Consider the following 26106-nt stretch of genomic DNA (forward strand, 5'->3'; position numbering starts at 1 on the left):
CGTCCCCTCACCTCTTCCTTTCTCACTGTTTCTTCAGGAGGACTCGATGGCTGTTCATGAAATTTCTCATCCGCTGGTTCGTCACAAACTGGGCCTTCTGCGCGAGAAAAATATATCCACCAAGGATTTCCGCGATCTGGCCTCCGAGGTCGGCATGCTGCTTGCTTACGAGGCCACCCGCAACCTGCCCACGGAAAAAGTGACCATTGATACCTGGTCGGGGCCGACCACCGTGGACCGCATCAAGGGCAAGAAGATCACCATCGTTCCCATTCTCCGCGCCGGCTTGGGCATGATGGACGGGGTGCTCAAGGCCCTGCCCAACGCCAAGGTATCCGTGGTCGGCCTGTATCGTGACGAACAGACGCTGCAGCCGGTGACCTATTTTAAAAAACTGGTCAAGGACATCGACCAGCGCCAAGCCTTGATCCTGGACCCCATGCTGGCCACCGGCGGTACCCTGGTGGCGACCATCGACATGCTCAAACAGGCTGGCTGCCGGGATATCATCGGCATCTTCCTGGTGGCAGCACCCGAAGGGATCGACAGGCTCCGGGCCAGCCACCCGGAGGTTGACATTTATGTGGCCGCGGTGGATGAACGCTTGAATGCCGATGGCTATATCCTGCCGGGTCTGGGCGATGCCGGCGACAAGATCTTCGGCACCAAATAGTCGCCGCGTTTGCCGGCGGCGCACTTGCCGCCCGGAGATGCAATCGAGCCGCTTGGCTCAGGATCGGGCTTTGCCGGTGACGAACAGCTCGAAGAGCTTTTCAAAGACAAAGGGAATGGCCGAGGCCTGGGCGTTGGCCGACCCGGCATAGGCCTTGGTCAGCTCAAAGGCGCGCTCAAAGGCCTCTTCGAAATCCGAGGCGGTGTTTTTCTTGACGATGTTGATCAGTTCTTCGGCCAAAAAATCTTCCATGAAATCACCACTGCATGTGCGCTGTTGCCAGGTGCCGAACGAATCTTGCCGCACGGGTCGCAAACGAGATGCGGACCGCAGCACCCGATGGGGTGCCGCCATGATAGGCGGGAATGGGCCGTTGGCCAAGTTTTTTTTCCCGCCCCCGCGCCGCCAAACCGGTCGCCGGCACGCAGCGAACCCGCGCCGGGAACCGTTGTTGTGGACCGTTATTCGCGCAGCAACACTGGACTGCAGAGATGTCGCGGCTCAGGGGCCATTCGGTCGCAGGTGGCGCACCGATACCGCACCGCCAAGTCAGGGTCATGGCATGCCTGTCCTTGTCCCTTTTTGTCCCTGCCGGTGCAGTCCCCCGTGGAGGAACCCTCGCAGGGGCTGCACAGATGGCCCGGCGACTCAGCCACCGCCCCACAGGTTGTACAGATACAACGCATGACCGCCTCCTTGAGTTGCAAAAATGGTCTGGTGGCAATGTTTGCATGGGATCGATGATGGTCAAGGGACAACGGGTGGTTGCCGTGACCGTGCCGGCGGTGGTTCAGCGCCATGGCCCATGGACGGCCGCCATCCGCTCCAAGAAATCGACTTGACGCTCAAGACCAGTCTCTGTACCCTGCACGCTGAATCCCCCTGCCACAGGAGCAGAACGACATGTCCGTGACAGGCTTCTTGCGGCCTTTTTTCCAACACTACCATGATTGAGCAGGCGCCCTACTCCTTCCTTCGTCGTTGTATCAGTGACCTTCTCAACGGTCTGAGCGATGGGTTGACCCATTTTTCCGGCGCCAGCCGAGCCGCGGTCATCTTTGCCTTGCGACCCGACAGCCCCATGCTGGTGTGCGATCCACAAAATCTCCTCAAAGGCCATGAACCGATCTTCAAGAGCCTCTATGTGGACAGCCAGAAATGGCGGGCCAACGACTTGGTTTCCCAGGATCGCAAGCGGTTCGCCGACATCATTCCGATCAAGAATTTGGGACTGGCTGGCCTGCTCTCCAACGGCGGCTATTCCGGCTCGGTCTTTTTTCAGCAATGGTTCACCGAGCACCACCCTGATCTCTGTTCCACCGGCCCGACCGAATGCTGGCTGGAGCACGCGGTGTGGCGGTTCTCTCACGACCTGGCCAACGATCAGGATTTGTACACCGGCATTTCCGGCTATTTCCTCAAGGAATACGCCACCCACGCGGTGCGCGACTATATCATTGATCAGATGAATCTGCTGCTCGGCTGGGACAGCCCGGTGCGCATTTATCCAGTGCTCGACGCGATCCTGTTGATTTCCGAAACCCGGGAGGAGGGGTCCTATCCCGAGGGCAGGTTGCTGGTGGTCGATCCCGACATGCTCGACCGACTTGATTTCCTGGTCAAATTTCAGGAAAGCGTCCGGCCCCAGCTGGTGAACAGCAAGCATGTGCGCAAACTGCTGCTCACCGTCGAGCGCTCGGGTCGCCACTTGGTCAGTGACGGCCGGGCCATCCTCGGCATCTGCGGCGATAGCCTGCCGCCCTTTTCCGTCTGCGCCGATTTCCGTGGCCGGCACGGCTTTCTGAAGATCAACCGTAACAAGGTGTGCAGTTTTGCCGATGGCCGGTTCAGTTCCACCACCTATCAGGCCAAGCTGGTCCATCTGGAAGAGTTGTTGCTTGAAACCGACCTGGACCGGTCGGTCAGCTATTTCCTGCTCAAGATCGTGGTCAGCCTGGTGCATCATTCCCAGCAACGCAAACACGGCTGCACGGTGGTCCTCGATCTCAACGCCCAGCCGGTGGCCATTTCCGGGCAGACCCTGGCGCCGCCGCTTGACCTGCGCAAGCCCTACATGCTGAAGATGGCCAAATCCCTGGCCAAGGTGGACGGAGCGCTGCATATCGGCGCGGACATGCACCTGCACGGCTTTGCCTGCCTGCTCGACGGCCGGACTTTCCCCGGAGAGGACCTGGCCAGGGGGGCACGCTACAACTCCGCCCTGCGCTTCACCGCCGAGCACGCCAACATCATCGTCGTGGTGGTTTCCTCGGACCGGCCGGTTTCAGTGATCCATCAAGGAGTCGATGTGCACGGCGTCTGCACCTGGAATCGAAAGGACGGGTGCGTGTACAACCTGGACCGGCTCGACTACTGGGTCGGCCTGTAACCGCCACAGGACAACGGTCCGGCCATTCCAGCCTTCATCGTCCAAACAGCTGCACCTCGGGTTGCCCCTGGGCGGCGTAGGCGGCGTCCAGCAGATCCCGCAGTTGGCTCTTACACGTCTTGAGCGGAGGCAGGGGGGGGAACGCGGGCAGCAGGGTCTCCGCTCCTTGCGGGGCGGTAATCCGCATCTTGTCCTCCAAAGCGCTGTCCCGCTGCGGGTTGAGGCCGCCGGCCATCGCTCCCGACTCGTGCATGGCGCCACTGTCCAGCCGCCGGAGAAACCCCATCATCGAGCCCAGATCGTTCTTGCGGTGAAAGACCTCGATCTCTTCGGCGATGGCCCTGCCCTCCGCGACCAGCCGCTTCAGGGTGGCGCCGTAGTGCTCCATCCCCTCGCAGAGGCGATTGTAGATATCAAAAAACAGGTTCTGAAAACGGGAGCGGCGGGTGAAGCCGTGCACCGCCTGGCCTCGGAACAGGCGCCGGCGGATCGAGGCCGACTGGAGCAGATACGGATCGAGAAAAATCGGGTCCCGCAGACCGGTCAGACGAAAAAAATCGTAAATCAGCGGCTCCCGGTTGAGAAGGATATAGAGCCGGACCAAATCGAAGCCGACCTCGTTTTCCAACTGTCGGAACGCATCGAGAACATGCTGGTCATATTCCCGGCTGTCGTCCTCGATCATTTTGCGAAAGCCGAAATACCGGTCGGCAATCTCTTTCTTGATCTCCAGGGAAAGCATTTCTTCCATATCGTGCATGCCCAACCTCACCTGCGTCTCTGTCCGACGAAAACATCAGGGGAGCACAAGCGCCGTCCGCGAGTCCGCGGCCGAGCCCCCATGCATTTCTCACTTGTACAAACGCATCATAAATGACAATGCTGAAAAAAGCTCCAGCGATGACGCTTGCGCCATCGACGGCGCTTGGCCTGTAACGCACCATCATCACTTCAAGGTTGTCCAGTTGAGTATGTCGTTGTCCTCTTCCCGCGAACAGATAAAAACCATGGTCAGGGATGCCGCCGATATCGTGCAGGTGATCGGCGAGCATGTCGAGCTCAAACGGTCCGGCAGCCGTTTCACCGGCCGTTGCCCTTTCCACAACGAAAAGACACCGTCCTTTTCCGTCAATCCTCAGGGCCAATTCTTTCACTGCTTCGGCTGCGGCGAGCATGGGGATGTGTTCTCCTTTGTGATGAAGTACCATCACATGGAATTTCCCGAGGCGCTCAAATTGCTGGCACGCAAGTTCGGCGTCGATCTGCCCGAGCGGCCGTTGAGTGAATCGGAACAGGCGCGATTGCGCCAGCTGGAAAAGCTGTATGAGGCCAACGAGACAGCGGTCCTCGTCTATCAACAGTGCCTGCGCCATCCCAAATGGGGAAAACCAGCCCGAGCCTATCTGGAACGGCGCGGCGTGCCAACAGCGGCGATCGAGCGCTACCGGCTCGGCTGTGCCCCGGATCCCGAACAGGCCGGCTGGAGCTATCTGACCGACCAACTGATGGCCAAGGGACTGACTCCGGAGACGCTTGCGCAGGCCGGACTCGCGGTACGCAAGGAGCAAGGGGGGCAGTATGATCGCTTCCGTTCGCGGATCATGTTTCCCATCGTCGACATGACCGGCCGGGTGGTGGCCTTTGGCGGCCGCATCCTCGGCGACGGTCAACCCAAATACATGAATTCCCCGGAAAGCCCCATCTTCGACAAAAGCCGCCTGCTCTTTGGTCTGCATCAGCACCGTGAGGCTATCCGCAAGGCGCGGCGCTGTCTGGTGGTCGAGGGCAATTTTGACCTGCTGCTGCTGTCGGTCCATGGCATCGACAACGTGGTGGCCCCCCTCGGAACGGCGCTTACCCGCAGCCATATCCATTCATTGCGCGGCTACAGCGACGAGGTGATCCTGCTGTTCGACGCCGATGCGGCCGGATTGAAGGCGGCCATGCGCAGCATCCCCTTTTTTCTGGCCGAGGGGGTCGAGGGCAGGGTTGCCCTGCTGCCTCCGGGACACGATCCAGACAGTTTTGTCCGCGAGGCTGGCGCGGAGGCGGTGGTCGAGCTGGTGGACGCAGCCCGGCCGCTGCCCGAATTCGCCTTTGATGCCCTGGTCCGCGAGCACGGCCTGACCCTGGCCGGCAAGAATCGGATTGTCAGCGAACTCAAGCGACTGCTGGCCGAAGCCGCCGATGCGGGGCAGCGGGAACTGATGATTGCCCATTTCAGTGAAAAGCTGGGACTTGCGCCCGGTTATTTCCAGGTGCCCTCAAAAGCCGCGGTTCCCCTGGCCAAACCTGCCCCCGCCCCCATCACCCCGCAATCGGCGAGCCTGTCGCGACAGGAAAAACAGGTGGTGGATTTCCTCATCCTCTACCCCGAATATCACGAAGAACTGCGGGCGGCTGGGCTGACCGCGCTGTTTCGCGACTCGACGGCGGCCTGGGTGATCGAATTGGTGGAGCATATCTCGGCGGCGGGTCCCAGCCAGCCCGAACAGCTGCTGACAACGATCGACAACGAAACCATCCGGGCCTACATCATTCAGCTCCTGACCCAGGTACCATCTGGCATCGAACCGGAATCCGATCATGCCCGGCGAACCTGTGACGAACTGCTCCAGTGGCTGCACCAGGAGCAACAACGTCGTGATGGCGCGGCCCTGCAGGAACAGATCAACCTGGCCCAACAGCACGGGAATGCGGAGCTGCTGATGGAACTGCTCCGGCGGAAACAGGAAATTGGAAAAAAAAGAACGGGATTTTGATTTAACCTGTTGAAAAAAGATACAAATCGGATTAATTCAAAAAATTGTATTTTGGATTGGTCTCCAAGATTGGCTTCATGCGGCCGCCCGAGTGTGTCGCCTGGATGACCGCTCCTTGTATTCATTTAATTTTCTTCTAATTTTACCTCTTGCTGTCGGAGGCTTCACGGATGATCCCTGGCACCGCCGGTTTAAAATTTTTGACGGCTTTCTTGAGGAGGAATAATGGACACGGAGCATGACATTCTGGACGACGATTTGGGGCCTGAAGGGTTTCCCGGTTCCAGTCGGCCGAGGTGGAACGGCGCACTTTCCGAGGTTGAAGATGACTGGGCGGTGCGCAACGGTATCGAGCGCCGATCCTCCTTCGACCGCCGTGCTGGCGAGGATCGTCGCAGCGGCGACCGCCGGGGCATGGGCAGCAGCATCGACCCCATGAATATCTATCTGCGTGAGATGGGGAACCAGCGACTGCTCAAGCACGAGGAGGAGATGGAACTGGCCCGCATGGTCGAGGAAGGGGAAACCCGCATTCAATCGGCGGTGCTGCGGCTGACGCTGGGCATCACCGCCCTCAACGATCTAGCGGAAAACCTGCTGCGCGGCAATGTGCGGATCAATTCCGTCATCCGGGGGCTTTCCGACAACGACGAGAAGGAACTGACCGCTATGCGCGACGCCTTTCTCGACCAGGTGGAAAAAGCCAACGAACTGGATGGCAAGCGGCGGGAGTTGTTCCTGGAGCTCAAAAAAACCGCGGGCAACGAGGCTAGGGAACGGCAGCTCGTCGATGAAATTCTCAAGGTGGGCGAGGCGATCTCGGCGCTGTTCCGCGACTACCGGATGTGCTCCAAAGGCATCCTCTCCGTGGCCGATGCAGTCAAGGAACTGGCGCAGAAATTCAACAAGGTCCGGGTGGTTGCCCGACAGCAGGAACTGCTGCTGGCGGCCCGCCATCATCAGCTGGACGATGAACAGGGCCAGATCCGACCGGCCGAGGTGGAGCAGCGCGTGACCCTGGAACTGGCCGAGACCATCGGCATCTCCTGGCCCGCGTTTATCGAGGTGCAACAGGAGATCGAAATCGGAAGGGAAACCGCCCGCCAGGCCAAGGAAACCCTGGTGCGGGCCAATTTGCGCCTGGTGATTTCGGTCTCGAAAAAATTCATGAACCGGGGCATGCAGCTGCCCGACCTGATCCAGGAAGGCAACATCGGCCTGATGAAGGCAGTGGAAAAATATGACTACAAACGCGGCTATAAATTTTCCACCTATGCGACCTGGTGGATTCGCCAGGCCGTGACCCGCGGAATTGCCGACCAGGGCCGGACCATCCGCCTGCCGGTGCACATGATCGAGACCATCAACCGCATGCTCCGCTTTTCCAAGGACTTTCAGCGCATCGAGAGCCGCGAGCCCACGCCCGAGGAGATGGCCAAGCAGCTGGGGACGGATGTGGAAAAAGTCCAGGTGGCCCTAAAAACCGCCAAGGACGCCATTTCGCTCGACGCGCCGGTGAATGACGAGGAAGACACCCTGCTTAGCGATTTCATCGAAGACCATGCCCATCCGGACCCGCAGGAGCATTCGATCACCGAAAGTCTCAAACGTTGCCTGTGCAAGGTCATGGGGTCGTTGACGCCACGGGAGGAAAAGGTGCTGCGCATGCGCTACGGGATTGAAATCGGCTGCGACCACACCCTGGAAGAGGTCGGCCAGTGTTTTGCCGTCACCCGGGAGCGCATCCGCCAGATCGAGGCCCAGGCCCTGAAAAAACTGCGACACCCGGCCAGGAGCCAGGATCTGCAAGCCTTTATCCAGGACTGAAGCGCCTTGCCCCTCTGCCCTGACGCCGAAGACTGGCTCACCCTTTCCTTGCTGCCCGGTTTAGGCTGCGTGCTGATCTGGCGCCTGGTGCGGCAGGCAGGCTCGCCGGGTGAAGCCTTGCGGCTGGGTGCCCGTCCTTCAGCCGTTCCCGGTATCGGCCCGCGCCTCCTGGCCCTGATGGCCGACAGCGCGCAGGTGGCCGTTGCCCGGCAGCTGGCGCAACGCGAGTTGGAGCGGATCGAGCGGCTGGGCATTTCCCTGCTGAGCCTGTACAGCCCCGATTACCCCGAACTCCTCCGCACCATCCCCGATCCGCCGGTTCTGCTCTACTGCCGGGGCGACCTGGCGATATTGCGCCAGCCGACTGTGGCCGTCATCGGCTCGCGGGCCGCCACCGACTACGGTCGGCGCATGGCGGCCCTCCTGGCGGCCGAGCTCGTTGCCCAGGACATCACCATCGTCTCCGGTGCCGCCTACGGCATCGATGCCGCGGCCCATCGCGGCGCGCTACGGGCTGGTGGCGCCACCGTCGCCGTCCTCGGCTGCGGCGTCGATGTGGTCTATCCGCGCGCCCACGCCGACCTGTTCCAGGAACTTGCCGCCCAGGGGCTGCTGCTTTCCGAATACCCCTTGGGTACACCGCCTGAAGGATTTCGTTTTCCGGCCCGCAACCGCATCATCAGCGGCTTGGCCAAGGGCGTGGTGGTGGTCGAGGCCACGGAAAAATCAGGCTCGTTGATCACCGCCCGCTTGGCCCTGGATCAGGGACGCGAAGTCTTCGCCGTGCCCGGCCGTATTGATTCGCCCAAAAGCTCCGGCACCCACCGGCTCATCCAGCAGGGCGCCCATCTGGTTCATGGGGCAACGGATATTGTCGAGGCCCTAGCCTGGGAAAGCGGCACCGGTCCGTGCGGCCTAGCCGAGAAAGCGGCCGCAACCGGTCCTTCCCCGCAGGTCAGTCCCGCGGAACAACACCTTCTCCTCTCCTTGGACGCCTATCCCCGGGACATCGACACCCTGGTCCGCATGACAGGCTTGCCCATTGTCGACCTTCACACCCTGCTCCTGCAACTGGAGCTCAAGGGTCTGATACGGCAATTGCCGGGGCAGCTCTACGAACGCCGGCTCATGGATTGATTTTTTCCTCTCCCGTCCCGCCTGAAATCTCGCTCTTTCCGCGAGGATTCTGGTATGATGCTTATTCAACCCTTCCACCAATCCCTTTCCATGGGAGCCCAGCCTCCCGCCAAGGAGAACCAGCGTATGCGCTCCACGATGATTGCGCCCTCGATCCTCTCCGCCGATTTTTCCCGCCTGGGCGACGAGATCAGGGCCGTAGAGGCCGCCGGCGCCGACGTGATCCACGTTGATGTCATGGACGGCCATTTTGTACCGAACATCACCATCGGCCCCCTGATCGTCAAGGCGGCGCGGGCGGCAACCACCCTGCCACTCGATGTGCATCTGATGATCACCGATCCGGACCGGTATCTGCAGGATTTCATCGATGCCGGCGCCGACTGGGTGACCGTCCATGTCGAGGCCTGCACCCACCTCCATCGGACCCTTTCCTTCATTCGCGCCAGGGGAAAAAAAGCCGGCGCGGTGCTCAACCCGGCCACCTCGCTGACGACCCTGGAGTATGTGCTGGCCGAGGTGGATCTGGTGATGCTCATGAGTGTCAATCCAGGATTCGGCGGCCAGTCGTTTATCGAATCTTCCCTGGACAAAATTGCCCGCTTGCGGCGGATGCTCGATGCGGTCAATCCGGAGGCGGGTATCGAGGTCGACGGCGGCATCAGCCCGGCAACCATCGGCCGGGTTGCCGACGCCGGGGCCAATATTTTTGTCGCCGGATCGGCCATTTATGGCCACGACGATTATCAGGCGGCCATCCACACGATGAAGGAACGGGCACAACGGTAATCAACCCTGCACGGAGGTGCTCATGCAACTCAAGGATTTTTCCTCTCACAAGTCCGTGGCCAAACTCGCCTCCCTGGCGCGCACTCCCCATGACCTGACCGCGGTGGACGGGCTGACCGCCCAGCGGATCGAGGACTATGCGGTTTCCTTTTGCGGGTTTGATCTGCTTTACGGAACCCAGCGCGTCACCCCTGAAGTCATCGACGCCCTGCAGCAACTGGCCGACGAGGCCGGACTGATCGATGCCTTCCTGGCCATGAAGGAGGGCGAGGTGCTCAACCGCATCGAAGGGTATGCGAGCGAAAACCGGCAAGTGCTGCACACCGCCAGCCGCGATGTGTTCACCGAACGCCCGAGGGAGCCCAAGGCTGCCGCCAAAGCCAAGGAACAGCTCGCCAAATTGCACCGCTTTCTCGAAGGGGTCGACAACGGCTCCATAGCCAATGCCCAAGGACATCTCTTCACCACCATGGTGCAGGTGGGCATCGGCGGTTCCGATCTTGGCCCGCGGGCACTGTACCTGGCGCTACAGCGCTATTGCCGGCCGGGACGCTCGGCACGATTCATCGCCAATGTCGACCCTGATGATGTGGCCGCGGTACTGCGGGAACTGGACCTTTCCCGCTGCCTGTTCAACGTCGTCTCCAAAAGCGGCACCACCCTGGAGACCTTGACCAATGAACAACTGGTTCGGGAGGCCTTGCTCCAGGCGGGGCTGAATCCCGCCCACCACATGGTGGCGGTGACCGGCGAAGGGAGCCCCATGGACGACGCCACCAAGTACCTTGCTTCCTTCCACATGTACGACTACATCGGCGGCCGCTATTCGGCCACCTCCATGGTCGGCCTGGTGACGCTTGGATTCGCCCTGGGCGTTGAGGCGGTCCGTGCGCTGCTCGAAGGGGCTCATGCCGTCGATCTCGCTGCCGAGGAACGGGATATCCGCAAGAATGTCCCCCTGTTGATGGCCCTCTTGGGTATATGGAATCACAATTTCCTCGGACATGCCACCATAGCAATCCTACCCTACAGCCAGGCCCTGGCGCGTTTTCCCGCCCACTTGCAGCAGTGCGACATGGAGAGCAATGGTAAATCGGTAACCCGTCAAGGCAATCCAGTGACCTGGCAGACCGGCCCGATTGTCTGGGGCGAGCCCGGCACCAACGGCCAGCATGCCTTTTACCAACTGATCCATCAAGGCACTGAAATTGTCCCAGCTGAATTCATCGGATTTCGCCACAACCAGTACGGAATCGATCTTGAGGTACAGGGAACCAGTTCGCAGCAGAAGTTGATTACCAACATGCTCGCCCAATCCCTGGCCCTGGCCATGGGCAAGGACGACACCAATCCGGCCCGCCGTTTTGCCGGGAACCGCCCTAACCTGGTGCTCATCGCCGACCGTCTGACGCCCTCAACCATGGGGGCACTGCTGGCCATCTATGAACATCGCATCGCCTTTCAGGGGTTTTGCTGGAACGTCAATTCGTTTGATCAGGAGGGCGTGCAACTGGGCAAGGTGCTGGCCACTCGTCTCCTCGGCTTGCTAACCGACCAGGGGCAGAGTGCGCGCGACGACAGCCTGGAAAAAAGCCTGCTCCGCCGAAGCGGAATGCTCTGATCCAAGGGGGGTTCCGGGGCTGTTTTCTTGGCGCGACGGCAGGTTATGATTTTTTGTTGACAAAGACTTTACGGACGTTTATGCTCGCCTCCTGAATGAGCATTCAATATGGTATTGTGCGTTCTTGCCTGTATTGACGTGCAATTCTCGTTCAGGTCATCCTAACCGACCGGTATTTTTCAACCACATAATCTCTTCAGGAGGAACACTGATGGCAAAGCATGAAACGCCTCTATTGGACGAACTGGAAAAAGGTCCATGGCCGAGTTTCGTCACCGACCTCAAGCAGCAGGCAGCAACCAAGCCTGAGTGTTGGGACATTCTGGGCCAGCTTGAGCTTTCATACAAAGATCGGATCACCCATTGGAAGCATGGCGGTATCGTCGGTGTTTTTGGCTACGGCGGTGGTATCGTTGGCCGCTACTCTGATGTTCCCACCCAGTTTCCTGGCGTAGAGCACTTCCATACCGTACGTATCGCCCAGCCCTCCGGCCTCTATTACACCACCGAGAACCTTCGCGCCCTGATGGATCTGTGGGAGAAATACGGTTCGGGCGTCACCAACCTGCACGGTTCCACCGGTGACATGATCTTCCTCGGCACCCGCACCGAGAATCTCGAGCCCCTCTTCTGGGATCTGACCCATGACCTGAATCAGGATCTGGGTGGTTCCGGTTCCAACCTGCGTACCCCCTCCTGCTGTCTGGGTGACTCCCGTTGTGAGTGGGCCTGTTACGATGCGCAGGAAATGTGCAACAGCCTGACCCAACGCTATCAGGACGAGATCCATCGTCCGGCCTTCCCTTATAAGTTTAAGTTCAAATTCTCCGCCTGTCCGAACGACTGCGTTGCCGCCATCGCCCGCTCCGACTTTGCCGTCATCGGCACCTGGAAGGACAACATCCGTATCGACCAGGCCGCCGTGCAGAAATACATCGCCGGTGACGCCGCGTATCCGTCCAATGGTGGTGCCCACAAGGGCCGTGACTGGGGTAAATTCGACATTCAGAAAGAGGTCATCGACCTCTGCCCGACCCAGTGCATGTGGATGGAAGGCAATGAATTGAAGATCGATGACGCCGAGTGTACCCGCTGCATGCACTGCATCAACGTCATGCCGCGTGCCCTCCGTCCTGGTGTCGAGAAAGGCGCCACCATCTGCATCGGCGCCAAAGCCCCGATCCTGGATGGTGCCCAGTTCGCCACTATGGTTATCCCTTTCATCGAGTGCAACGCTGAGAACGATTTCGAAGAGATCGTCGATATGATCGAGAAAGTGTGGGATTGGTGGATGGAAGTCGGCAAGAACCGTGAGCGCGTTGGTGAGACCATGCAACGTATCGGCCTGCCTACCTTCCTCAGCGTCATGGAAGTTGAGCCCATGCCGCAGCATGTAAAAGAGCCGCGTTCCAACCCGTACGTCTTCTGGAAGGAAGAGGAAGTACCTGGCGGTTGGGAGCGTGACGTTGTTGAGTTCAGAAAGCGTCACGCTGCCTGATAGTCGTCTCGAGATACTTTAACGGAACTACTTTATAAGGAGATAATATAATGGGTTACGATCCAAAGAATCCTATGGAAGGTCGGATTACCGACTTGGGACCGCGCTACTATGGGGATTTCCTGCCGCCTGTCATCAAAGAGAACAAAGGCAAATGGCTGTATCATGAAATCCTTGAGCCCGGTGTACTCGTGCACGTTTCCGAGACCGGCGCCAAGGTCTACACTGTGCGGTGTGGCTCTGCCCGTCTGTTGACCGTCAACCGTGTACGTCTGTACTGCGATATCGCTGACAAGTGCTGCGGCGGTTACCTTCGTTTCACCACCCGTAACAACGTCGAGTTCATGGTCGACAGCGAAGACAAATTGGCTGCTCTGAAAGCTGAACTTGCAAGTCACAAAGATGTCCTGCCGATCGGTGGTACCGGTGCCTGCGTCACCAACATCGTGCACACCCAAGGCTGGGTACACTGCCATACCCCGGCCACGGACGCTTCTGGTCCGGTTAAGGCCGTCATGGATGACCTGTTCGAGTATTTTGGTTCCATGACCCTGCCGGCTCAGGTTCGTATCGCCCTGGCCTGCTGCTTGAACATGTGCGGTGCCGTACACGCTTCCGATATCGCCATCCTCGGTATCCATCGCAAGCCGCCGATGATCGACAATGATCGCATCAGCGGCGTGTGCGAGATCCCGCTGGCCATTGCCTCCTGTCCGTTGGGTGCGGTCAAGCCTGCCAAGGCCACCAACTCCGCTGGCGAAGAAGTCAAGTCGGTCAAGGTTAACGCCGAGCGTTGTATGTTCTGCGGTAACTGCTACACCATGTGCCCGGCCATGCCGCTGGCCGATCCGGAAGGCGACGGTATCGCCATTCTGGTGGGCGGCAAGGTTTCCAACTCCAAGTCCGCGCCGAAGTTCTCCAAACTGGTTGTTCCGTTCCTGCCGAACACCACCCCGCGCTGGCCTGAGACTGTCGCCTGTGTACGTCAGATCCTGGAAGCCTATGCCAAAGATGCCAAGAAATATGAGCGTCTGGGCGAGTGGGCTGAGCGAATCGGTTGGGAGAAGTTCTTCGAGAAGACCGGTCTGCCCTTCACCGAGAAATCCATCGACGACTATCGTCTGGCGTACGACACTTGGCGGACCACCACCCAGTTCAAATACACCAGTCATACAGCCGCATACACCAAGTAATAGCAGGAAACCTATGATCGGCCCTGAGCATCAGGGCCGATCTTTTTTGTGTTTTTCACACATCCCGAGGAGCGCGTTATGGCACTAAGTATTGACGACCTTAAAAAAGCCATCATTGAAAAAGCGAAGAAATCACCCAAGCCACAGCTTTACATTAAAGATTTTTATGAATGTGATCCGGATGCCAAACCGCGTGACATCAAAAAAGTCGCCAATGCGCTGGTCACCGAGGGTGAGTTGATGTTCTGGTCCTCTGGGTCTACCACCATGTATGCTCGGCCGGATCGCATTCAGAACGAAGAAAAGTAAGCATTACTCGTTCTCGCAAAGCGTTTCCCAAGCAGAGATCCTCCTGGATCTCTGCTTTTTTTATTCGCTTCCATGCACCCAGCATGTTCGCCCTACACCATGCTCATTTACCTTGATCATATTGATTCCACCAATCGTTTGGCCAAAGAACTCGCCCTTGAAGGGAAGCCTTCCGGGACGGTTGTTTGCGCCGAACGTCAAACGTCCGGCAGGGGGCAACACGGTCGCAATTTTGTTTCGCCAAAAGGCGGACTCTATTTTTCGCTTTTGCTCATGCCCGATATATCGCCGGAGCGCTTGCCATTGGTCACCTTGGCAACAGGGCTCGCCTGCCGCGCATGCCTTTGCGAGCGATTCAGCCTGCAGGCCCATATCAAGTGGCCCAACGACCTGTATGTTCATGGCCGCAAAATCGCTGGTATCCTGTGCGAACGAGTGCTCCCGAACAACAGCGGTTCGCCCCGGCCCATGGTGATCATCGGTGTCGGCCTGAACGTGAATAGTGCCCTGGCCGATTTTCCCGAAGAGTTGCAGCCGTTGGTGACGAGTGTGTATGAACAGGCCAGCATCCGCACCGATTTAAAGATGCTCCTTCCTGCAGTGGTGGAAAAAATCATCGCAACAATCCACCGACTGCAATCGGATTCAGCGGTTCTTCTCGCCCAATGGCAGGAATATGATTACTTATTGAACAAACCGGTGGTCTATACCAATGGCCCAGTGACGCTGCACGGCATCGGCCTTGGCCTGACCCCCCAAGGGCTTTACCGGTTTGTCGATACCGAAGGAAATGACCACTGTATTGTCGGTGGTCAACTCCGCCCCGGGGAAGGCGGGAAACAACCTGCCGAAACCATGCCCGCCGCACTCCCCGATTCCATTTAACTCGGCGCTTAACAGGTTGATTTCTATGGAAGCACTCACATTCTATGCCCTCGTCGCAAGCGAAAGGGAAGACCACTCCGTTCATTGCGCAGTCAGACAACGATCAATCAGCGACCTTCCGCCTGGGGATGTGCTGGTCCGGGTCCACTATTCCTCGCTCAACTATAAGGATGCGCTCTCAGCCAGCGGCAACCGTGGGGTCACCAAATCCTACCCGCATACGCCTGGGATCGATGCCGCCGGAATTGTCGTCCAGTCCACCGATTCCCGGTGGCAGCAAGGAGATGAGGTGATCTGTACCGGGTATGATTTGGGGATGAATACCGATGGCGGCTTTGGTCAATATATCCGAATACCCGGCGAGTGGCTGGTTCGCAAACCGTCCTCCCTGACCCTGCTCGAATCGATGCAGTTGGGGACAGCAGGGTTTACCGCCGCCTTGAGCGTTCTCGGGCTTGAAACCAATGGCATTGCCCCGAGCAAAGGTCCAATCCTTGTCACCGGAGCAACCGGAGGTGTGGGGACGATAACGATCATCCTGCTGCGAAAGCTTGGTTATCAGATCGTGGCCTTAACCGGAAAACCGGATGTCGATGATTTTCTCCTTGATCTTGGCGTCAGTACCATTCTTCCCCGAGACGAATTGTTGCAGGGCAAGGCTCGGCAACTTTTGCCCGCACGCTGGGCTGGCGTGGTTGACACCGTCGGTGGGGATATTCTCGCTACGGCGATCAAGGGGACCGGATTTGACGGGGTGGTCACCAGTTGCGGTAACGCCGCATCCGGTGAGCTCGCACTGAACGTGTATCCCTTTATTCTGCGCGGTGTCCACTTGCTGGGAATCTATTCAGCCAATTGTCCCCGGGACAAACGGCTCCGCGTCTGGAACAAATTGGCGGCAGAATGGAAGCCCACTGAACTGAGCCGTATATGCCGGATGATTCAACTGCATGACTTGGAACGAGAAATCGGCGCGATGCTTGCCGGTAACAGCAAGGGACGTTGTGTCGTCGATTTGGGGGAAGAACCATGAGTGTTGCCTTGGCAAAAGAAGTGTTGACCATAGAATCGGAAGGACTTCTCGCAGTCCGAGATAATTTGGGCGAGGAATTTGAGCGGGCAGTGGATATTATCATGGCTTGCCCCAGCCGATTGGTGGTTACCGGGATCGGTAAATCCGGGTTGATCGGACAAAAGATTGCCGCCACCCTCAATTCGACCGGCACCCGGTCTTTTTTCCTGCACCCAGTCGAGGCCATGCACGGTGATCTGGGTATGGTCGCGGCGACTGATGTGGTTCTGGCCATTTCCTATTCAGGCGAGACCTCGGAACTCAACCGGCTGTTGAGCAGCCTGAAAGAACGCCAGACACAAATCATCGCCATCTGCGGAAAACTGGATTCCAATTTGGCTCGACATGCGCTTGTCACCCTGAATGTATCCATTCCACGGGAAGCATGTTCATTGGGACTGGCCCCCACCACCTCCACCACGGCGACCCTGGCCATGGGCGATGCGCTTGCCGTAGCTTTGCTGAATCGCAAACAATTCGGTGCCGAGGATTTCCGGCGGAACCATCCTGGCGGCAGCCTGGGGGCGCGACTGAAGGTCGCCATTCGTGAAGTCATGCTCACCGGGGAAAGAGTCCCGTCAGTGACAACCGAGGCATCCTTGGCCATGGCGGTAGCGGAACTGAATGAGAAAAACCTTGGCGCCGTGTTTGTCACCGATGATCAAGGGGTACTGCGGGGCATTGTAACCGATGGCGATATCAGAAGGCTGTTGTCCGCGGGAAAAAGCCTAGAGAACACATCGCTTGCTGCGGGAATGACCCACGATCCGGTGGCCATCGCCAGCGATCTGATGGCCGCCGATGCGCTCAGCATCATGCAGCAACATGAAATTACTGTCCTCGCCGTGGTGACCCAAGAGAGACGGCTTGCCGGAATCCTGCACCTGCACAATCTTCTCGGCAAGGGCGAATTCAGGTTCCTTATTTAAAGGGGGACTTGAAACGATTTCGCCTTACTTACTGGCCACCATAAACAGACCATTTTCCCGTACTGGCATCGAACATGTAATTGAGTTCAATCTTGGAAGCACTCCCTTGACTGCGTTCGACACAGGTCAGGGTATAGACGCTTTTGGACCCGATCTTTTTGAGAAAGACGGCCTTGGGTTGGGACAGCTGTGATCCGCGGAACGTCGGGTAATTGTTGCGGAAAATTTCCTCGAAATGCTCTTCCAGCCAAGCTATTTTTTCGCTTTGGCCGATACGCTCCTGCTGTTTGTTCATTCTCTCATTCACTTTGCGCAGGACATTTTTCACCGCCGGGTCCTCGGCGTACTTGCTTGATCGGATGAGTCGTTGAATCTCCCGGCTGTGGTTCAACACACCCGCTCCGTCTCCCTTGCCTTCAGCGATCAATACTTGATCCTGAATCTGGGCGATTTGCACGAGGAGCAGGGTCTTCTCAATCTTGCCGACCGATTCCCCGTGCATGCTGCCCGCGCTGTCAGGCTCGCTGGTCAACAGGTTCAACGCATTCTGATATTCGGCGATGGCCTGCTCCCAATTCTTGGCCTGATAGGCCTCGCGTGCCGTGGACAACATCAGATACAGTCGCGCGTTGACCAGAAGCTGGTGCAGGTCTTGCCGTTCTTTTTCGGTCACCACATTAGGGTTGGCCGTGATGGACTGCTGGGCTTGCTCGAGAAACCTGATGGTCTCTTGCCACTGCGATTGGGTGAAGGCTTTTTTGGACTGATCCAGCTCATGACGGAAGGTAGCGGCGGTCATTCGATGGGTGATATCGCTTGCCGTCCCCAATGTTGTACTGTTTGCGGACAGGGTCAGCGCCTTCCTGTACGCCTCGGCGGCCTGGTTCCAATTCTTTTCCTGTTCGGCCCGCTCGGCCACGGCAAGTGCGTGCTGCAATTCCAGTGATTGCAGTACGTCCTGGATGGCTGATTGTTGTTTGATCAGTTTGTGTTCGGTGGCGAACGTCAATGCCTGACGATACAAGGCAATAGCCTCTCCGATCTTATTCTGACTGGCCAAGGCCTGTGCCTGGTCGGTCAGGACAATCAATTGCTGCTGCGCGGCAGCCATATCGGCCGAGACATATTCTCCCTGAAAAAAAACACGTCCCTTCAATCCCTCCTGCAATTCGCTCGAGGTCATCAGGGCAGTGATCTTGTTTTCCAGGGCTCCCTTACGAAACCGGAGGATGGAAAGCCCGCCCAGTCGCGATCTTGCCGCCTCCAATGTTTCAAGCGCGCCGTCAAACTGTTTTTTCTCGATCTGCAGCTGGCCTTTGAGCAAACTGGCCTGACTTTGGCTGATGATGTTCTGATCCTTAAAATAGAGCAACACAGCCCCGATGCCCAGCGTGATGAGCAGCACGGCGAGCAAAATCGGCTTGAAGGGAATGGACCCGCCCCAGGCCGGAATGCGAGCACGGGCTTTCGCGGGCAGGGAAACCGTGGCCTCCGGGGGCTCGCGCCGTTCACCCGCCTCTCGAAGCTTGGGCGACATTCCAACTGATTGGGCGAGCTGATACGTTTGCTGAATCCGGGTGCGAATGGTCTCGGCTCCTGGAGCATCGGCGGCGATGGCCAGCAGGTTATCCACCACCTCAAGGGCCTCGTCGTATTTGCCCACATCCTCGAGCTGTTCGGCAAGCTTATAGAGCTGATCCGTTTTCCGCAGCACCTTGCCGATGTTTTGCTGTATCTCTTCCCTGTCGGGAAATTCGGCATGCGGCGGCATGTCGGCGAGCAGCTTGTTGGCGGTGAAGATGTTGTTCTGCGCCACCAGCTCTCGGACGTGTGCGATTTCCGCTGCCGTCACCGGTTGTTCGGGGGCAAGAAAATCATCACTCTCCAAGCCCAGCGAAGCAAAGGTATCATCGACCAACGAGTCCAGTTCCACCTCCGTTTCTTGAATATCGGCCACGCTCACCGAATCAAGCGGCAGCTGATCCTGATGCGACCGATACCACTCCGCGGCTTCCTGATTGAACGGATCGTCGAGATGGAAGATGTTGCCGCTGATCATCTCGCCAAGATGGAGTACTAACTCAGGCAGGGAGGGATTGTGTTGCCATTGGTCGGCTATGCGGATGGCTGCGGGATCGAAATCCGGGTGAAACAATGGGGTCAGGGGCTTGGCGATGGGCGCGAAATGGGGATAGCCAAAGGGCAGACTGATATGGATGCGATGCTTCTGGCCGATGACGATGTTATTATCGGCATCCTTGACAAAGCCACGTAGCGAATATTCAATCTCATAGTTGTCCGGCGGTTGGCCGTCAGCCTTGAGAATTGCAATATTGGGGTAGAGTTCAAGAAGGTCTTTGAGCTGCGTGTAATCTTCCGCAAGCTGCTGTGAGCCCATGGCCATACAATAACCTTGTAATGTGCGAGTGATCATCGGTGTCGGCCGACAAAGGGACGAGAAGCCGTCAACCGGAATACGGAAATGCTGTCTGAAAGGGCGCAGCGGTCGTTATTTCGATGTAGTGTAAAGCATTTACTCAGGGGAAACAAGCGAGCTTTAATCGACCACGGAAAAAGTCCCTCTGGGGAGGCACGGAAGAAGTGATTGAGAGTTCAAGGATTCACGTGTACATTTGCGGCTAGTGCGTCCATTGTCTGAAACTGCTCGGGTACCGGGGGCTGATGCATACCTTCAAGGCCGTTTTTGAAATCATCCACGTCAGGAATTGTCCCCTGTACACCCAAGACGAACGTTTTCTCCTGACGGACAAAGCTGTCGAGTTGCCGTTGGGCCGCGCATCGTGCCTCATTCTGATCCGGGAACTGACCGGCCTGCTGTTCTCCCTGCTGCCCCATGCCGCCGCCAATTTTGCCGATCAACGCCATTCGGTCTTCACCTGCGGGGGATGCACCGGTTTGATCAAATTCTCATTGACCGATAAGCCGTTCGTCGGCAGTGCGGACGGTCAGGCCTTGCCGATGAAGAAAAACAGCGAGGCGGTCATCAGCGGCAGAATCGAGGCGATTGCACCTGCGGAGCTCCTCCAAGTTTTTCACATGCACCAGAAAACCGGCCGGCTCATCCTGGAATTCGAACAGGGATCGGCCCGGGTGACCTTCCGTGAAGGCGGACTGCTTGCCGCCCGTTTTGGGGATCTGGACAACCAGGAGGCGATCTATGCCATGCTTTCGCAAAAAAAGGGAACCTTCCACTTCATTCCAGGCCTGCCAGAGGCTTTGATGACCACCCGTGAACTGGGCGACTTCATGATGATCCTCATGGAGGGTCTGCGGCGTCTCGACGAAAGCGCCTAACATCCGCCTCCTTTTTGCCTTCAGTCCCCGCTTGCCTCTTGAAACGGCGGCAACTGGACGATACTGGAAAAATCGTCCACATGATAGCGGGCCGCGAGCGCCCTGTTGCGAAAAGCGATCAGGTCGATACCAACGCTGGCGCAGTGCTCTTGGTCGATCACCGAATCGCCGATATAAATCGTTTCCGCCGGCCGGACCTGAAAATGATCAAGAATCATCACCAAGCCATCCGGAGCCGGTTTGGGCCGCGGGGCGACGGTAGCGGTGACCACCATGTCGAACCACGGACGAAGGGCGAAGGTGTCGAGGATGGTGTCCATGGTATCGGTGCGATTGGTCGAGATGGCGGTATGATAACGGGGTTTGATCAGGCGCAGAAAATCCATCAAGTCCGGCTCCATGGTCATGTAGCGGAGGTAGGGCGTGTATTCGTGACTGGCACGGTAGGCATTGACCCTGCCCAGATCAATTTCCGGATACTTGCGAAAAATATGGGCCACCGAATTGTTGACGTTGTGGATGTGGACATACTCGAGCTCTTCCGCATCCATCGGCCCGCAGCCAAAGGCCGACAACAGGTGATTGTAGTACACCCGGTTGGATTCCCGGGAACTGAACATGACCCCGTCACAGTCAAAGACGACAAGTTTCAGCATACACAATGAGCCTCGGGCCACTCACGGCACAAGGCCGCGCGTCTCCCTGGTGAGTTGATCAAAAAAAATTTCCATGAATGCGTGCCGCGCCTCGGCCATGTCCCGCCCTACTGGAGTGAGCATTTGCTCGCGAACCTTCGACATTTTGACCTGAAATTCGCGGTAGGCCGTATCATCCAGCGAATAGGCCGAGGTCAAGGACGGATCCTGTTCCGGGTTATGCAGCCGGGCACCGATCTGGCCGGCAAAGAGAAAGGCCCGGCCAATCCCGATGGCGCCGATGGAATCGAGCTTGTCGGCATCAAAGAGGATTTTGGCCTCCAGGCTGCGCGGTAGGCAGCCGCCGCGGAAACGATGGCTGCGAATGCAGTGACAGATTGCCGTGACATCGGGCTCGTCATAGCGCAGGTCCCGGAGAATCGGCGCCGCCAGTTCCGCCCCCCGAAGGGCATGGCAGAGGCGCCCGCGGCTCATGCTTTCTTCCCGACGACCTATGTCGTGCAGAAGCGCTGCGGGCGTGAGAATTTCCGGCCGAGCACCCATCCTGCGCCCAATGGCCAAGGCTGTCGCCAGCACCCGCTCGCTGTGATCGGGGCCGTGCGAGCCGCCTTCAGCGACGCAAAACGAATGACTGATCGCCCGGAGACGTTGCAGAAGCGGGACAGCAATGGGTGGAGAGGCATGCATGACTGCCGGGGCACTCCCTGTTCCGCCCCTACTCGCCGAAGAATTCCTGCAACAGCCATCGAATCCCGAGCAGCAACAGCTCGTCGTCGTCCCCGGCCAGCCCCTTGAGCTGCTGGGGGGTGAGCGGTCGCTGCAGGGCGATGCGGCCGGCGGTCATTTCGCGGCGGAACTGGTCCAGATCATAGAGCGCCAGCATGTACTGATCCAACTGCTGGCGGGTGGGGCGGAAAGTTCGGTTCTGAATTTGCCGATGCTGTAGCAACGGCAGCAAGGCATCGTTATACCGGTTGTACGCCTCCAACCCCTGCTCGTGGAGATAGGCCGCCACCGTCTGCTGCCGCTCCTGCTCAAAGCCCCGGCAATGGGGTTCACGCAACAGAACCAGCGATTCGAGCGGCGCGCCCTCCGCGCCCCTGGTGGCCCCCCGCCCAAGGGGATAGGCGCGGCAGCTGCCAGGCCGATCCTCATACACCGAGCACCCCTGAGAACCGACAAACACACAGGAAGCCCGGCCGTCGTCAACCATGGTCAGATAACACAAGGGAAAGAGCTGTTGTTCGTCCCATTCGATGATCACATACTGCTCCAGGAATTGTCCGGAGGTCAGTTGCAGGTTGCGGCGCAACCGCACAACATCGTAGGGGGTCAGGGTCAAGTCCAGCTCCCGGCAACACTCGGTGAAGCAGGACACGCCGGGATGGCAGGCGAACTCAAACGCCTGCTCGGCGGCAATCGCTTGAAAAGCTTCTGGAAGTTCTTTAAGACTCACTGGTGGATTTTCCTGTAATGGTTAAAAGCGGGCTGGCGACAAACACCGAAGAAAAGAACGCCACCACCAATCCGACCAGCAGGGCGAATGAAAAATCATGGAGGGTCGCGCCGCCAAAGAAAAAGAGCGAGGCCAGACAAAACAGGACACTCATACCGGTCATGATGGATCGTCCTAACACCTGATTGATGCTTTCGTTGATGATCTGAAAGAAAGTGAGCCGCTCATCGGTGTACATGTTTTCCCTGATCCGGTCAAAGATGACCACGGTATCGTTCAGCGAGTAACCCGCCAAGGTGAGCAGCGCGGTGACAATCAGCAAATTCATTTCCTTGTCCATAAGCCAGCACACACCGAGCACGGCAAGGACATCGTGGAGGGTGGCCACCGTGGCCGCTAAACCAAAACGAAAGTCAAATCGGAAGGCCAGGTACACAACCACACCGAGCATGGAGAGGATGATCGAAATCACCGCTTTGTTGCGGAGATCGGCGGAGACGGAGGCCCCGATCTCTGATTTGCTTTCCAGGGTAAACCCCGCATGGGCTTGATCGGTGCCGAGGATGGTCGAGATGCGGTCGCCCAAATTGCTGACTTTTTCCTCAGATTTTTTAATTTTGACAATCAGTCTGTTTTCATTGGTGACCTGCTGCAGGTCGACGCCGCTGATCTCGTTGGCTCTGAGAAGACCGCGCACTTCTTCGAGCGAAAAAGCCTGTTCAGCCTTGTACTGCAACATTGTGCCACCGGAGAAATCCACGCCCATGTTGGCATGGCCCCGCATGATCTGCACAAAGGCAATCAAACCCAGGGCGACCAGGACCGCAGAGACGGAATAGGCAACCTTGCGCAGTCGCATGAAATCAAAGTTGGTTTTACCGATCAACTTCAAAAAGCTGATGCGTTTTAGCCATTTCAGGCTGAGGAGGGAATCGTACATCAGCCGCGAGAAGAAAAGCACGGCAAACAGGTTGAAGAGAATACCCAAGGTGAGGGTGATGGCGAAACCTTTGATCGGGCCGGTGCCAAAGAGAAACAGGACAAGGGCGGTGATCAGGGTGGTGACCTGGCCGTCGACAATACTCCAAAATGCCTTGTTGAACCCCGCGTCGACCCCGGAACGCAGTGACTTGCCCAAGGCAAATTCATCGCGCATGCGTTCGTAGATCAGAATGTTGGCGTCGACACCCATGCCGATGGACAGGATGATACCGGCGATGCCAGGCAGGGTCAGGGTTGCGCCCAGCATGGCCAACCCGACAAAAAGAAATAGAATATTGAGGGCCAGGGAAACGTTGGCGATAATACCCGAGACCCGATAGTAAAGGACCATGAAGGCAATCACCAGCAGCGCGCCAAACAGGCCAGAGGACAATCCGTCCTTGATGGAATCCTGCCCCAGACTGGCGCCCACCGTCAGGTTTTGAATGATATCCACCGGTGCCGGCAAGGCGCCGACGCGGAGGACGATGGCCAAGTCCGTCGCTTCGTTGTGGGTGAAATTGCCGGAAATCTGAGCACTGCCACCGAGGATTTTTTCCCGGATGACCGGTGCGGAGCGAACGATCTCATCAAGAACAATCGCCAGTCTTCGATTGACGTTTTTTTCGGTCAGATGGGCGAAAACCTGCCCGCCATGCCCCGTGAGATCCAGACTGACATAGGGCTCGTTGAAGGTGCCGCCGATGCGGACCTGGGCGTTTTTCACCATTTCGCCGGTCATCAAAACCGGATTTTCCAAAAGAATGGGGATTCGTGATTCCTTCTTGGTCTTGCTGTCGATCACCTTCTCGAAATAGATTTCCGTCCCCTGGGGCAACCGGTTCTGTAGGGCGAAGTTGAGCTGTTTTCTACTGTCCCCTTCGCGCCACTGACCGGTCTTGGTCACCTCGTCGATCATCTGGCCGAGATTGAGCCCCGGTGCCTCGGCCACCATTTTGAACTCGAGCTGTGCGGTCTGACCGATCAGGCTCATGGCCCGTTGCGGATCCTTGACACCGGGGAGCTGGACCACTATCTGATTTTCCCCTTGCCGCAGGACGATCGGTTCAGCGACACCAAACTGATCGATCCGGTTGCGGATGATTTCCAGTGACTGATTAACCGCGTTTTTACGGATAAACTCGACCTCCTCGCTCTTCAACCGGAGGGTGATGCGGGGAAACGTCCCGGCCTCGGCCTCGACTTGGCTGTCCAGGTTGGGAAAATTCTCCTTGAGGATCTGCTTGACGGTCTCAATGGCACTGGTATTGGGCAGAGTAAAGAGGATGGCGTTCGGGGTGCCTGTATCCATGCGCACTGCGTTGATATTTTTGGCGGCCAGGGCGGATTTGAAATCCGAGGCGGAAAGATCGAGCGAGTTCTCCGCCGCCTTGTCCAGATCCACTTGAAGCACGATGTGCATGCCGCCCTGAAGATCCAATCCCAGCTTCAGCCCGGCGGGTGCCAGATACTTTTTCCACCAGTCCGGAAGATCGTGATAGACGGAGGGTGCAAGGACCAGTCCGGAAAAGAAGAGGAGGAAGATCACAAGCCAGATTTTGAGCTTTATGCTGGTAGTCATGGACAGCGTACCTGTGGGGGTGGGGAAAAGGTTGAGTTAAATAAATGGTCACACAAAGTTTAAGAATATACGCCGGCACACCGCTTGATGCAACGGTGCGAACCAATTTTTGCCTGAAAAAGCGGTGACACGGGTTTCCAGCTGCGGCCCGATCGGATGCAGCAGGATCTCAGGTAGCGCGATTGATCGCCGCGGCCATGCAGGCGGCACCGAACCCATTGTCGATGTTGACCACCGCCAGACCGGGTGCGCAACTGTTGAGCATGCCCAGCAGGGCGGAATAGCCGCCGGCACCGGTTCCATAGCCGATGCTGGTCGGCACCCCGATAACCGGCGCGGCGGTCATGCCCGCCACCACCGAGGGCAAGGCGCCTTCCATGCCGGCAACCACGATGATCACCGATCCTTGCTGCAACAGGGCCGAATGGGCTAGAATGCGATGGATACCAGCCACCCCGGCATCATGGACGGTGGCGATACGGTGCCCGAAAGTCTGCAGGGTGACGCTTGCCTCCTCGGCCACCGGCAGATCCGAGGTGCCGGCAGTGACGATCACCACCGTACCCCTGCCGCCGTCGGCCGGGGCATGCGCTTCATTGCCGGTGAGCATTCGCGCCACGGGATGGTAGGTCAAGCCGTTCAGCCGCTGACACGCGGCTTCGCCTTTTTCCGGAGACACCCGGGTCGCCACCACCACGTTGGGCACACGCAACAGGGCACCAAGAATCTCGATCAACTGCTCGACGGTCTTGTTCTCGCCGAATACCGCCTCCGGCAAACCTGTGCGCAGGGTGCGGTGATGGTCAAGGCGCGCCGAGTTCAGGAGTTCAATCGGTAGCAGCCGTAGTTGATCCAGGGCGTGCTGGATCTCGATCTCGCCGTTCCGCACCTGGTGAAGCAAGGCGGCAACACTCTGTTCATTCATGCAAAAATGGATGCTCTGCTGGGGCTGACTGGGGCATGGGGAAAATCGACGTGAAACGGTTTACGCCTGACCATGGTTCTGTTAGATTGCCGGCACGATCAACTTCA

The 26106-nt window shown here is 58.0% G+C and carries 22 protein-coding genes; 14 read left to right on the plus strand and 8 right to left on the minus strand.

Annotated elements, in window-relative coordinates:
• The first annotated feature begins 46 nt into the window (after positions 1–46).
• On the plus strand, positions 47–673 hold the full coding sequence (gene upp, locus DESPR_RS14705) for a uracil phosphoribosyltransferase (protein ID WP_015725589.1): 627 nt from the start codon (positions 47–49) through the stop codon (positions 671–673).
• A gap of 57 nt (positions 674–730) precedes the next feature.
• Here the strand turns inward: upp and DESPR_RS14710 are convergent, their stop codons facing one another.
• Positions 731–925: a hypothetical protein gene (locus DESPR_RS14710; RefSeq protein WP_015725590.1), complete on the minus strand. Its 195-nt coding sequence runs from the start codon at positions 923–925 to the stop codon at positions 731–733.
• A gap of 694 nt (positions 926–1619) precedes the next feature.
• Between DESPR_RS14710 and DESPR_RS14715 the strand changes: the two genes are divergently transcribed.
• Positions 1620–3062 (plus strand): DNA integrity scanning protein DisA nucleotide-binding domain protein, encoded by a 1443-nt coding sequence (locus DESPR_RS14715; protein WP_015725591.1) that lies wholly within the window; start codon positions 1620–1622, stop codon positions 3060–3062.
• Between the two features lie 34 nt (positions 3063–3096).
• Here DESPR_RS14715 and DESPR_RS14720 read toward each other — a convergent pair whose 3' ends face one another.
• Positions 3097–3822, minus strand: a complete 726-nt coding sequence (locus DESPR_RS14720; RefSeq protein WP_015725592.1) for a hypothetical protein — start codon at positions 3820–3822, stop codon at positions 3097–3099.
• 211 nt (positions 3823–4033) lie between these two features.
• Here DESPR_RS14720 and dnaG point away from each other — a divergent pair, with 211 nt between their 5' ends.
• The 11 genes from dnaG to DESPR_RS14775 all read left to right on the plus strand — a co-directional run bounded on the left by dnaG (position 4034) and on the right by DESPR_RS14775 (position 17084).
• Complete coding sequence (gene dnaG, locus DESPR_RS14725; protein ID WP_015725593.1) at positions 4034–5824, plus strand: DNA primase; 1791 nt, start codon at positions 4034–4036, stop codon at positions 5822–5824.
• Between the two features lie 225 nt (positions 5825–6049).
• Positions 6050–7651: a sigma-70 family RNA polymerase sigma factor gene (locus DESPR_RS18815; protein ID WP_015725594.1), complete on the plus strand. Its 1602-nt coding sequence runs from the start codon at positions 6050–6052 to the stop codon at positions 7649–7651.
• Positions 7652–7657: 6 nt separating this feature from the next.
• Positions 7658–8788, plus strand: coding sequence for a DNA-processing protein DprA (gene dprA, locus DESPR_RS14735; RefSeq protein ID WP_015725595.1), 1131 nt, complete (start codon positions 7658–7660; stop codon positions 8786–8788).
• A gap of 126 nt (positions 8789–8914) precedes the next feature.
• The gene (gene rpe / locus DESPR_RS14740; protein WP_169701734.1) at positions 8915–9577 is read left to right on the plus strand and encodes a ribulose-phosphate 3-epimerase; all 663 of its coding nucleotides are present in this window, start codon (positions 8915–8917) and stop codon (positions 9575–9577) included.
• A gap of 22 nt (positions 9578–9599) precedes the next feature.
• Positions 9600–11198 carry a glucose-6-phosphate isomerase gene (locus DESPR_RS14745; RefSeq protein WP_015725597.1) on the plus strand — a complete coding sequence of 533 codons (1599 nt, stop codon included), beginning with the start codon at positions 9600–9602 and terminating at the stop codon, positions 11196–11198.
• Positions 11199–11409: 211 nt separating this feature from the next.
• Positions 11410–12696: a dissimilatory-type sulfite reductase subunit alpha gene (gene dsrA / locus DESPR_RS14750; RefSeq protein ID WP_015725598.1), complete on the plus strand. Its 1287-nt coding sequence runs from the start codon at positions 11410–11412 to the stop codon at positions 12694–12696.
• A gap of 50 nt (positions 12697–12746) precedes the next feature.
• Complete coding sequence (gene dsrB / locus DESPR_RS14755) at positions 12747–13889, plus strand: dissimilatory-type sulfite reductase subunit beta (protein ID WP_015725599.1); 1143 nt, start codon at positions 12747–12749, stop codon at positions 13887–13889.
• A 78-nt stretch (positions 13890–13967) separates the two neighbouring features.
• Entirely contained in the window at positions 13968–14198 is a 231-nt protein-coding gene (locus DESPR_RS14760; protein WP_015725600.1) for a dissimilatory sulfite reductase D family protein, read from the plus strand.
• 99 nt (positions 14199–14297) lie between these two features.
• Positions 14298–15083 (plus strand): biotin--[acetyl-CoA-carboxylase] ligase, encoded by a 786-nt coding sequence (locus DESPR_RS14765; protein ID WP_052302133.1) that lies wholly within the window; start codon positions 14298–14300, stop codon positions 15081–15083.
• Positions 15084–15108: 25 nt separating this feature from the next.
• A complete protein-coding gene (locus DESPR_RS14770) occupies positions 15109–16116 on the plus strand; it encodes a YhdH/YhfP family quinone oxidoreductase (protein WP_015725602.1) in 1008 nt (335 codons plus the stop codon).
• On the plus strand, positions 16113–17084 hold the full coding sequence (locus DESPR_RS14775) for a KpsF/GutQ family sugar-phosphate isomerase (protein ID WP_015725603.1): 972 nt from the start codon (positions 16113–16115) through the stop codon (positions 17082–17084). The genes DESPR_RS14770 and DESPR_RS14775 overlap by 4 nt, the downstream gene beginning before the upstream one ends.
• Positions 17085–17112: 28 nt before the next feature.
• Here the strand turns inward: DESPR_RS14775 and DESPR_RS14780 are convergent, their stop codons facing one another.
• Positions 17113–19488 (minus strand): ubiquitin-conjugating enzyme E2, encoded by a 2376-nt coding sequence (locus DESPR_RS14780; RefSeq protein ID WP_015725604.1) that lies wholly within the window; start codon positions 19486–19488, stop codon positions 17113–17115.
• Between the two features lie 278 nt (positions 19489–19766).
• Here DESPR_RS14780 and DESPR_RS14785 point away from each other — a divergent pair, with 278 nt between their 5' ends.
• On the plus strand, positions 19767–20399 hold the full coding sequence (locus DESPR_RS14785; RefSeq protein WP_015725605.1) for a DUF4388 domain-containing protein: 633 nt from the start codon (positions 19767–19769) through the stop codon (positions 20397–20399).
• Between the two features lie 20 nt (positions 20400–20419).
• Here DESPR_RS14785 and DESPR_RS14790 read toward each other — a convergent pair whose 3' ends face one another.
• The 5 genes from DESPR_RS14790 to larB form a co-directional block, all read right to left on the minus strand.
• Entirely contained in the window at positions 20420–21055 is a 636-nt protein-coding gene (locus DESPR_RS14790) for an HAD family hydrolase (RefSeq protein ID WP_015725606.1), read from the minus strand.
• 21 nt (positions 21056–21076) lie between these two features.
• Positions 21077–21742 carry an HD domain-containing protein gene (locus DESPR_RS14795; RefSeq protein WP_015725607.1) on the minus strand — a complete coding sequence of 222 codons (666 nt, stop codon included), beginning with the start codon at positions 21740–21742 and terminating at the stop codon, positions 21077–21079.
• Between the two features lie 28 nt (positions 21743–21770).
• Positions 21771–22511, minus strand: coding sequence for a YkgJ family cysteine cluster protein (locus tag DESPR_RS14800; protein WP_015725608.1), 741 nt, complete (start codon positions 22509–22511; stop codon positions 21771–21773).
• Entirely contained in the window at positions 22501–25074 is a 2574-nt protein-coding gene (locus DESPR_RS14805) for a protein translocase subunit SecDF (protein ID WP_015725609.1), read from the minus strand. Before DESPR_RS14805 ends, DESPR_RS14800 begins: the two co-directional genes overlap by 11 nt.
• Before the next feature lie 169 nt (positions 25075–25243).
• Complete coding sequence (gene larB / locus DESPR_RS14810) at positions 25244–25999, minus strand: nickel pincer cofactor biosynthesis protein LarB (protein WP_015725610.1); 756 nt, start codon at positions 25997–25999, stop codon at positions 25244–25246.
• Positions 26000–26106: the final 107 nt, after the last annotated feature.

It is taken from the genome of Desulfobulbus propionicus DSM 2032 (genome assembly GCF_000186885.1).
Classification (GTDB): Bacteria; Desulfobacterota; Desulfobulbia; order Desulfobulbales; family Desulfobulbaceae; genus Desulfobulbus; species Desulfobulbus propionicus.

What these genes read in the sequence shown, in the direction of transcription:
- upp (WP_015725589.1), top strand. Translation starts at nt 47, where the DNA reads ATGGCTGTTCATGAAATTTCTCATCCGCTGGTTCGTCACAAACTGGGC.
- DESPR_RS14710 (WP_015725590.1), bottom strand. Translation starts at nt 925, where the DNA reads ATGGAAGATTTTTTGGCCGAAGAACTGATCAACATCGTCAAGAAAAAC.
- DESPR_RS14715 (WP_015725591.1), top strand. Translation starts at nt 1,620, where the DNA reads ATGATTGAGCAGGCGCCCTACTCCTTCCTTCGTCGTTGTATCAGTGAC.
- DESPR_RS14720 (WP_015725592.1), bottom strand. Translation starts at nt 3,822, where the DNA reads ATGCACGATATGGAAGAAATGCTTTCCCTGGAGATCAAGAAAGAGATT.
- dnaG (WP_015725593.1), top strand. Translation starts at nt 4,034, where the DNA reads ATGTCGTTGTCCTCTTCCCGCGAACAGATAAAAACCATGGTCAGGGAT.
- DESPR_RS18815 (WP_015725594.1), top strand. Translation starts at nt 6,050, where the DNA reads ATGGACACGGAGCATGACATTCTGGACGACGATTTGGGGCCTGAAGGG.
- rpe (WP_169701734.1), top strand. Translation starts at nt 8,915, where the DNA reads ATGCGCTCCACGATGATTGCGCCCTCGATCCTCTCCGCCGATTTTTCC.
- DESPR_RS14745 (WP_015725597.1), top strand. Translation starts at nt 9,600, where the DNA reads ATGCAACTCAAGGATTTTTCCTCTCACAAGTCCGTGGCCAAACTCGCC.
- dsrA (WP_015725598.1), top strand. Translation starts at nt 11,410, where the DNA reads ATGGCAAAGCATGAAACGCCTCTATTGGACGAACTGGAAAAAGGTCCA.
- dsrB (WP_015725599.1), top strand. Translation starts at nt 12,747, where the DNA reads ATGGGTTACGATCCAAAGAATCCTATGGAAGGTCGGATTACCGACTTG.
- DESPR_RS14760 (WP_015725600.1), top strand. Translation starts at nt 13,968, where the DNA reads ATGGCACTAAGTATTGACGACCTTAAAAAAGCCATCATTGAAAAAGCG.
- DESPR_RS14765 (WP_052302133.1), top strand. Translation starts at nt 14,298, where the DNA reads ATGCTCATTTACCTTGATCATATTGATTCCACCAATCGTTTGGCCAAA.
- DESPR_RS14770 (WP_015725602.1), top strand. Translation starts at nt 15,109, where the DNA reads ATGGAAGCACTCACATTCTATGCCCTCGTCGCAAGCGAAAGGGAAGAC.
- DESPR_RS14775 (WP_015725603.1), top strand. Translation starts at nt 16,113, where the DNA reads ATGAGTGTTGCCTTGGCAAAAGAAGTGTTGACCATAGAATCGGAAGGA.
- DESPR_RS14780 (WP_015725604.1), bottom strand. Translation starts at nt 19,488, where the DNA reads ATGGCCATGGGCTCACAGCAGCTTGCGGAAGATTACACGCAGCTCAAA.
- DESPR_RS14785 (WP_015725605.1), top strand. Translation starts at nt 19,767, where the DNA reads ATGCATACCTTCAAGGCCGTTTTTGAAATCATCCACGTCAGGAATTGT.
- DESPR_RS14790 (WP_015725606.1), bottom strand. Translation starts at nt 21,055, where the DNA reads ATGCTGAAACTTGTCGTCTTTGACTGTGACGGGGTCATGTTCAGTTCC.
- DESPR_RS14795 (WP_015725607.1), bottom strand. Translation starts at nt 21,742, where the DNA reads ATGCATGCCTCTCCACCCATTGCTGTCCCGCTTCTGCAACGTCTCCGG.
- DESPR_RS14805 (WP_015725609.1), bottom strand. Translation starts at nt 25,074, where the DNA reads ATGACTACCAGCATAAAGCTCAAAATCTGGCTTGTGATCTTCCTCCTC.
- larB (WP_015725610.1), bottom strand. Translation starts at nt 25,999, where the DNA reads ATGAATGAACAGAGTGTTGCCGCCTTGCTTCACCAGGTGCGGAACGGC.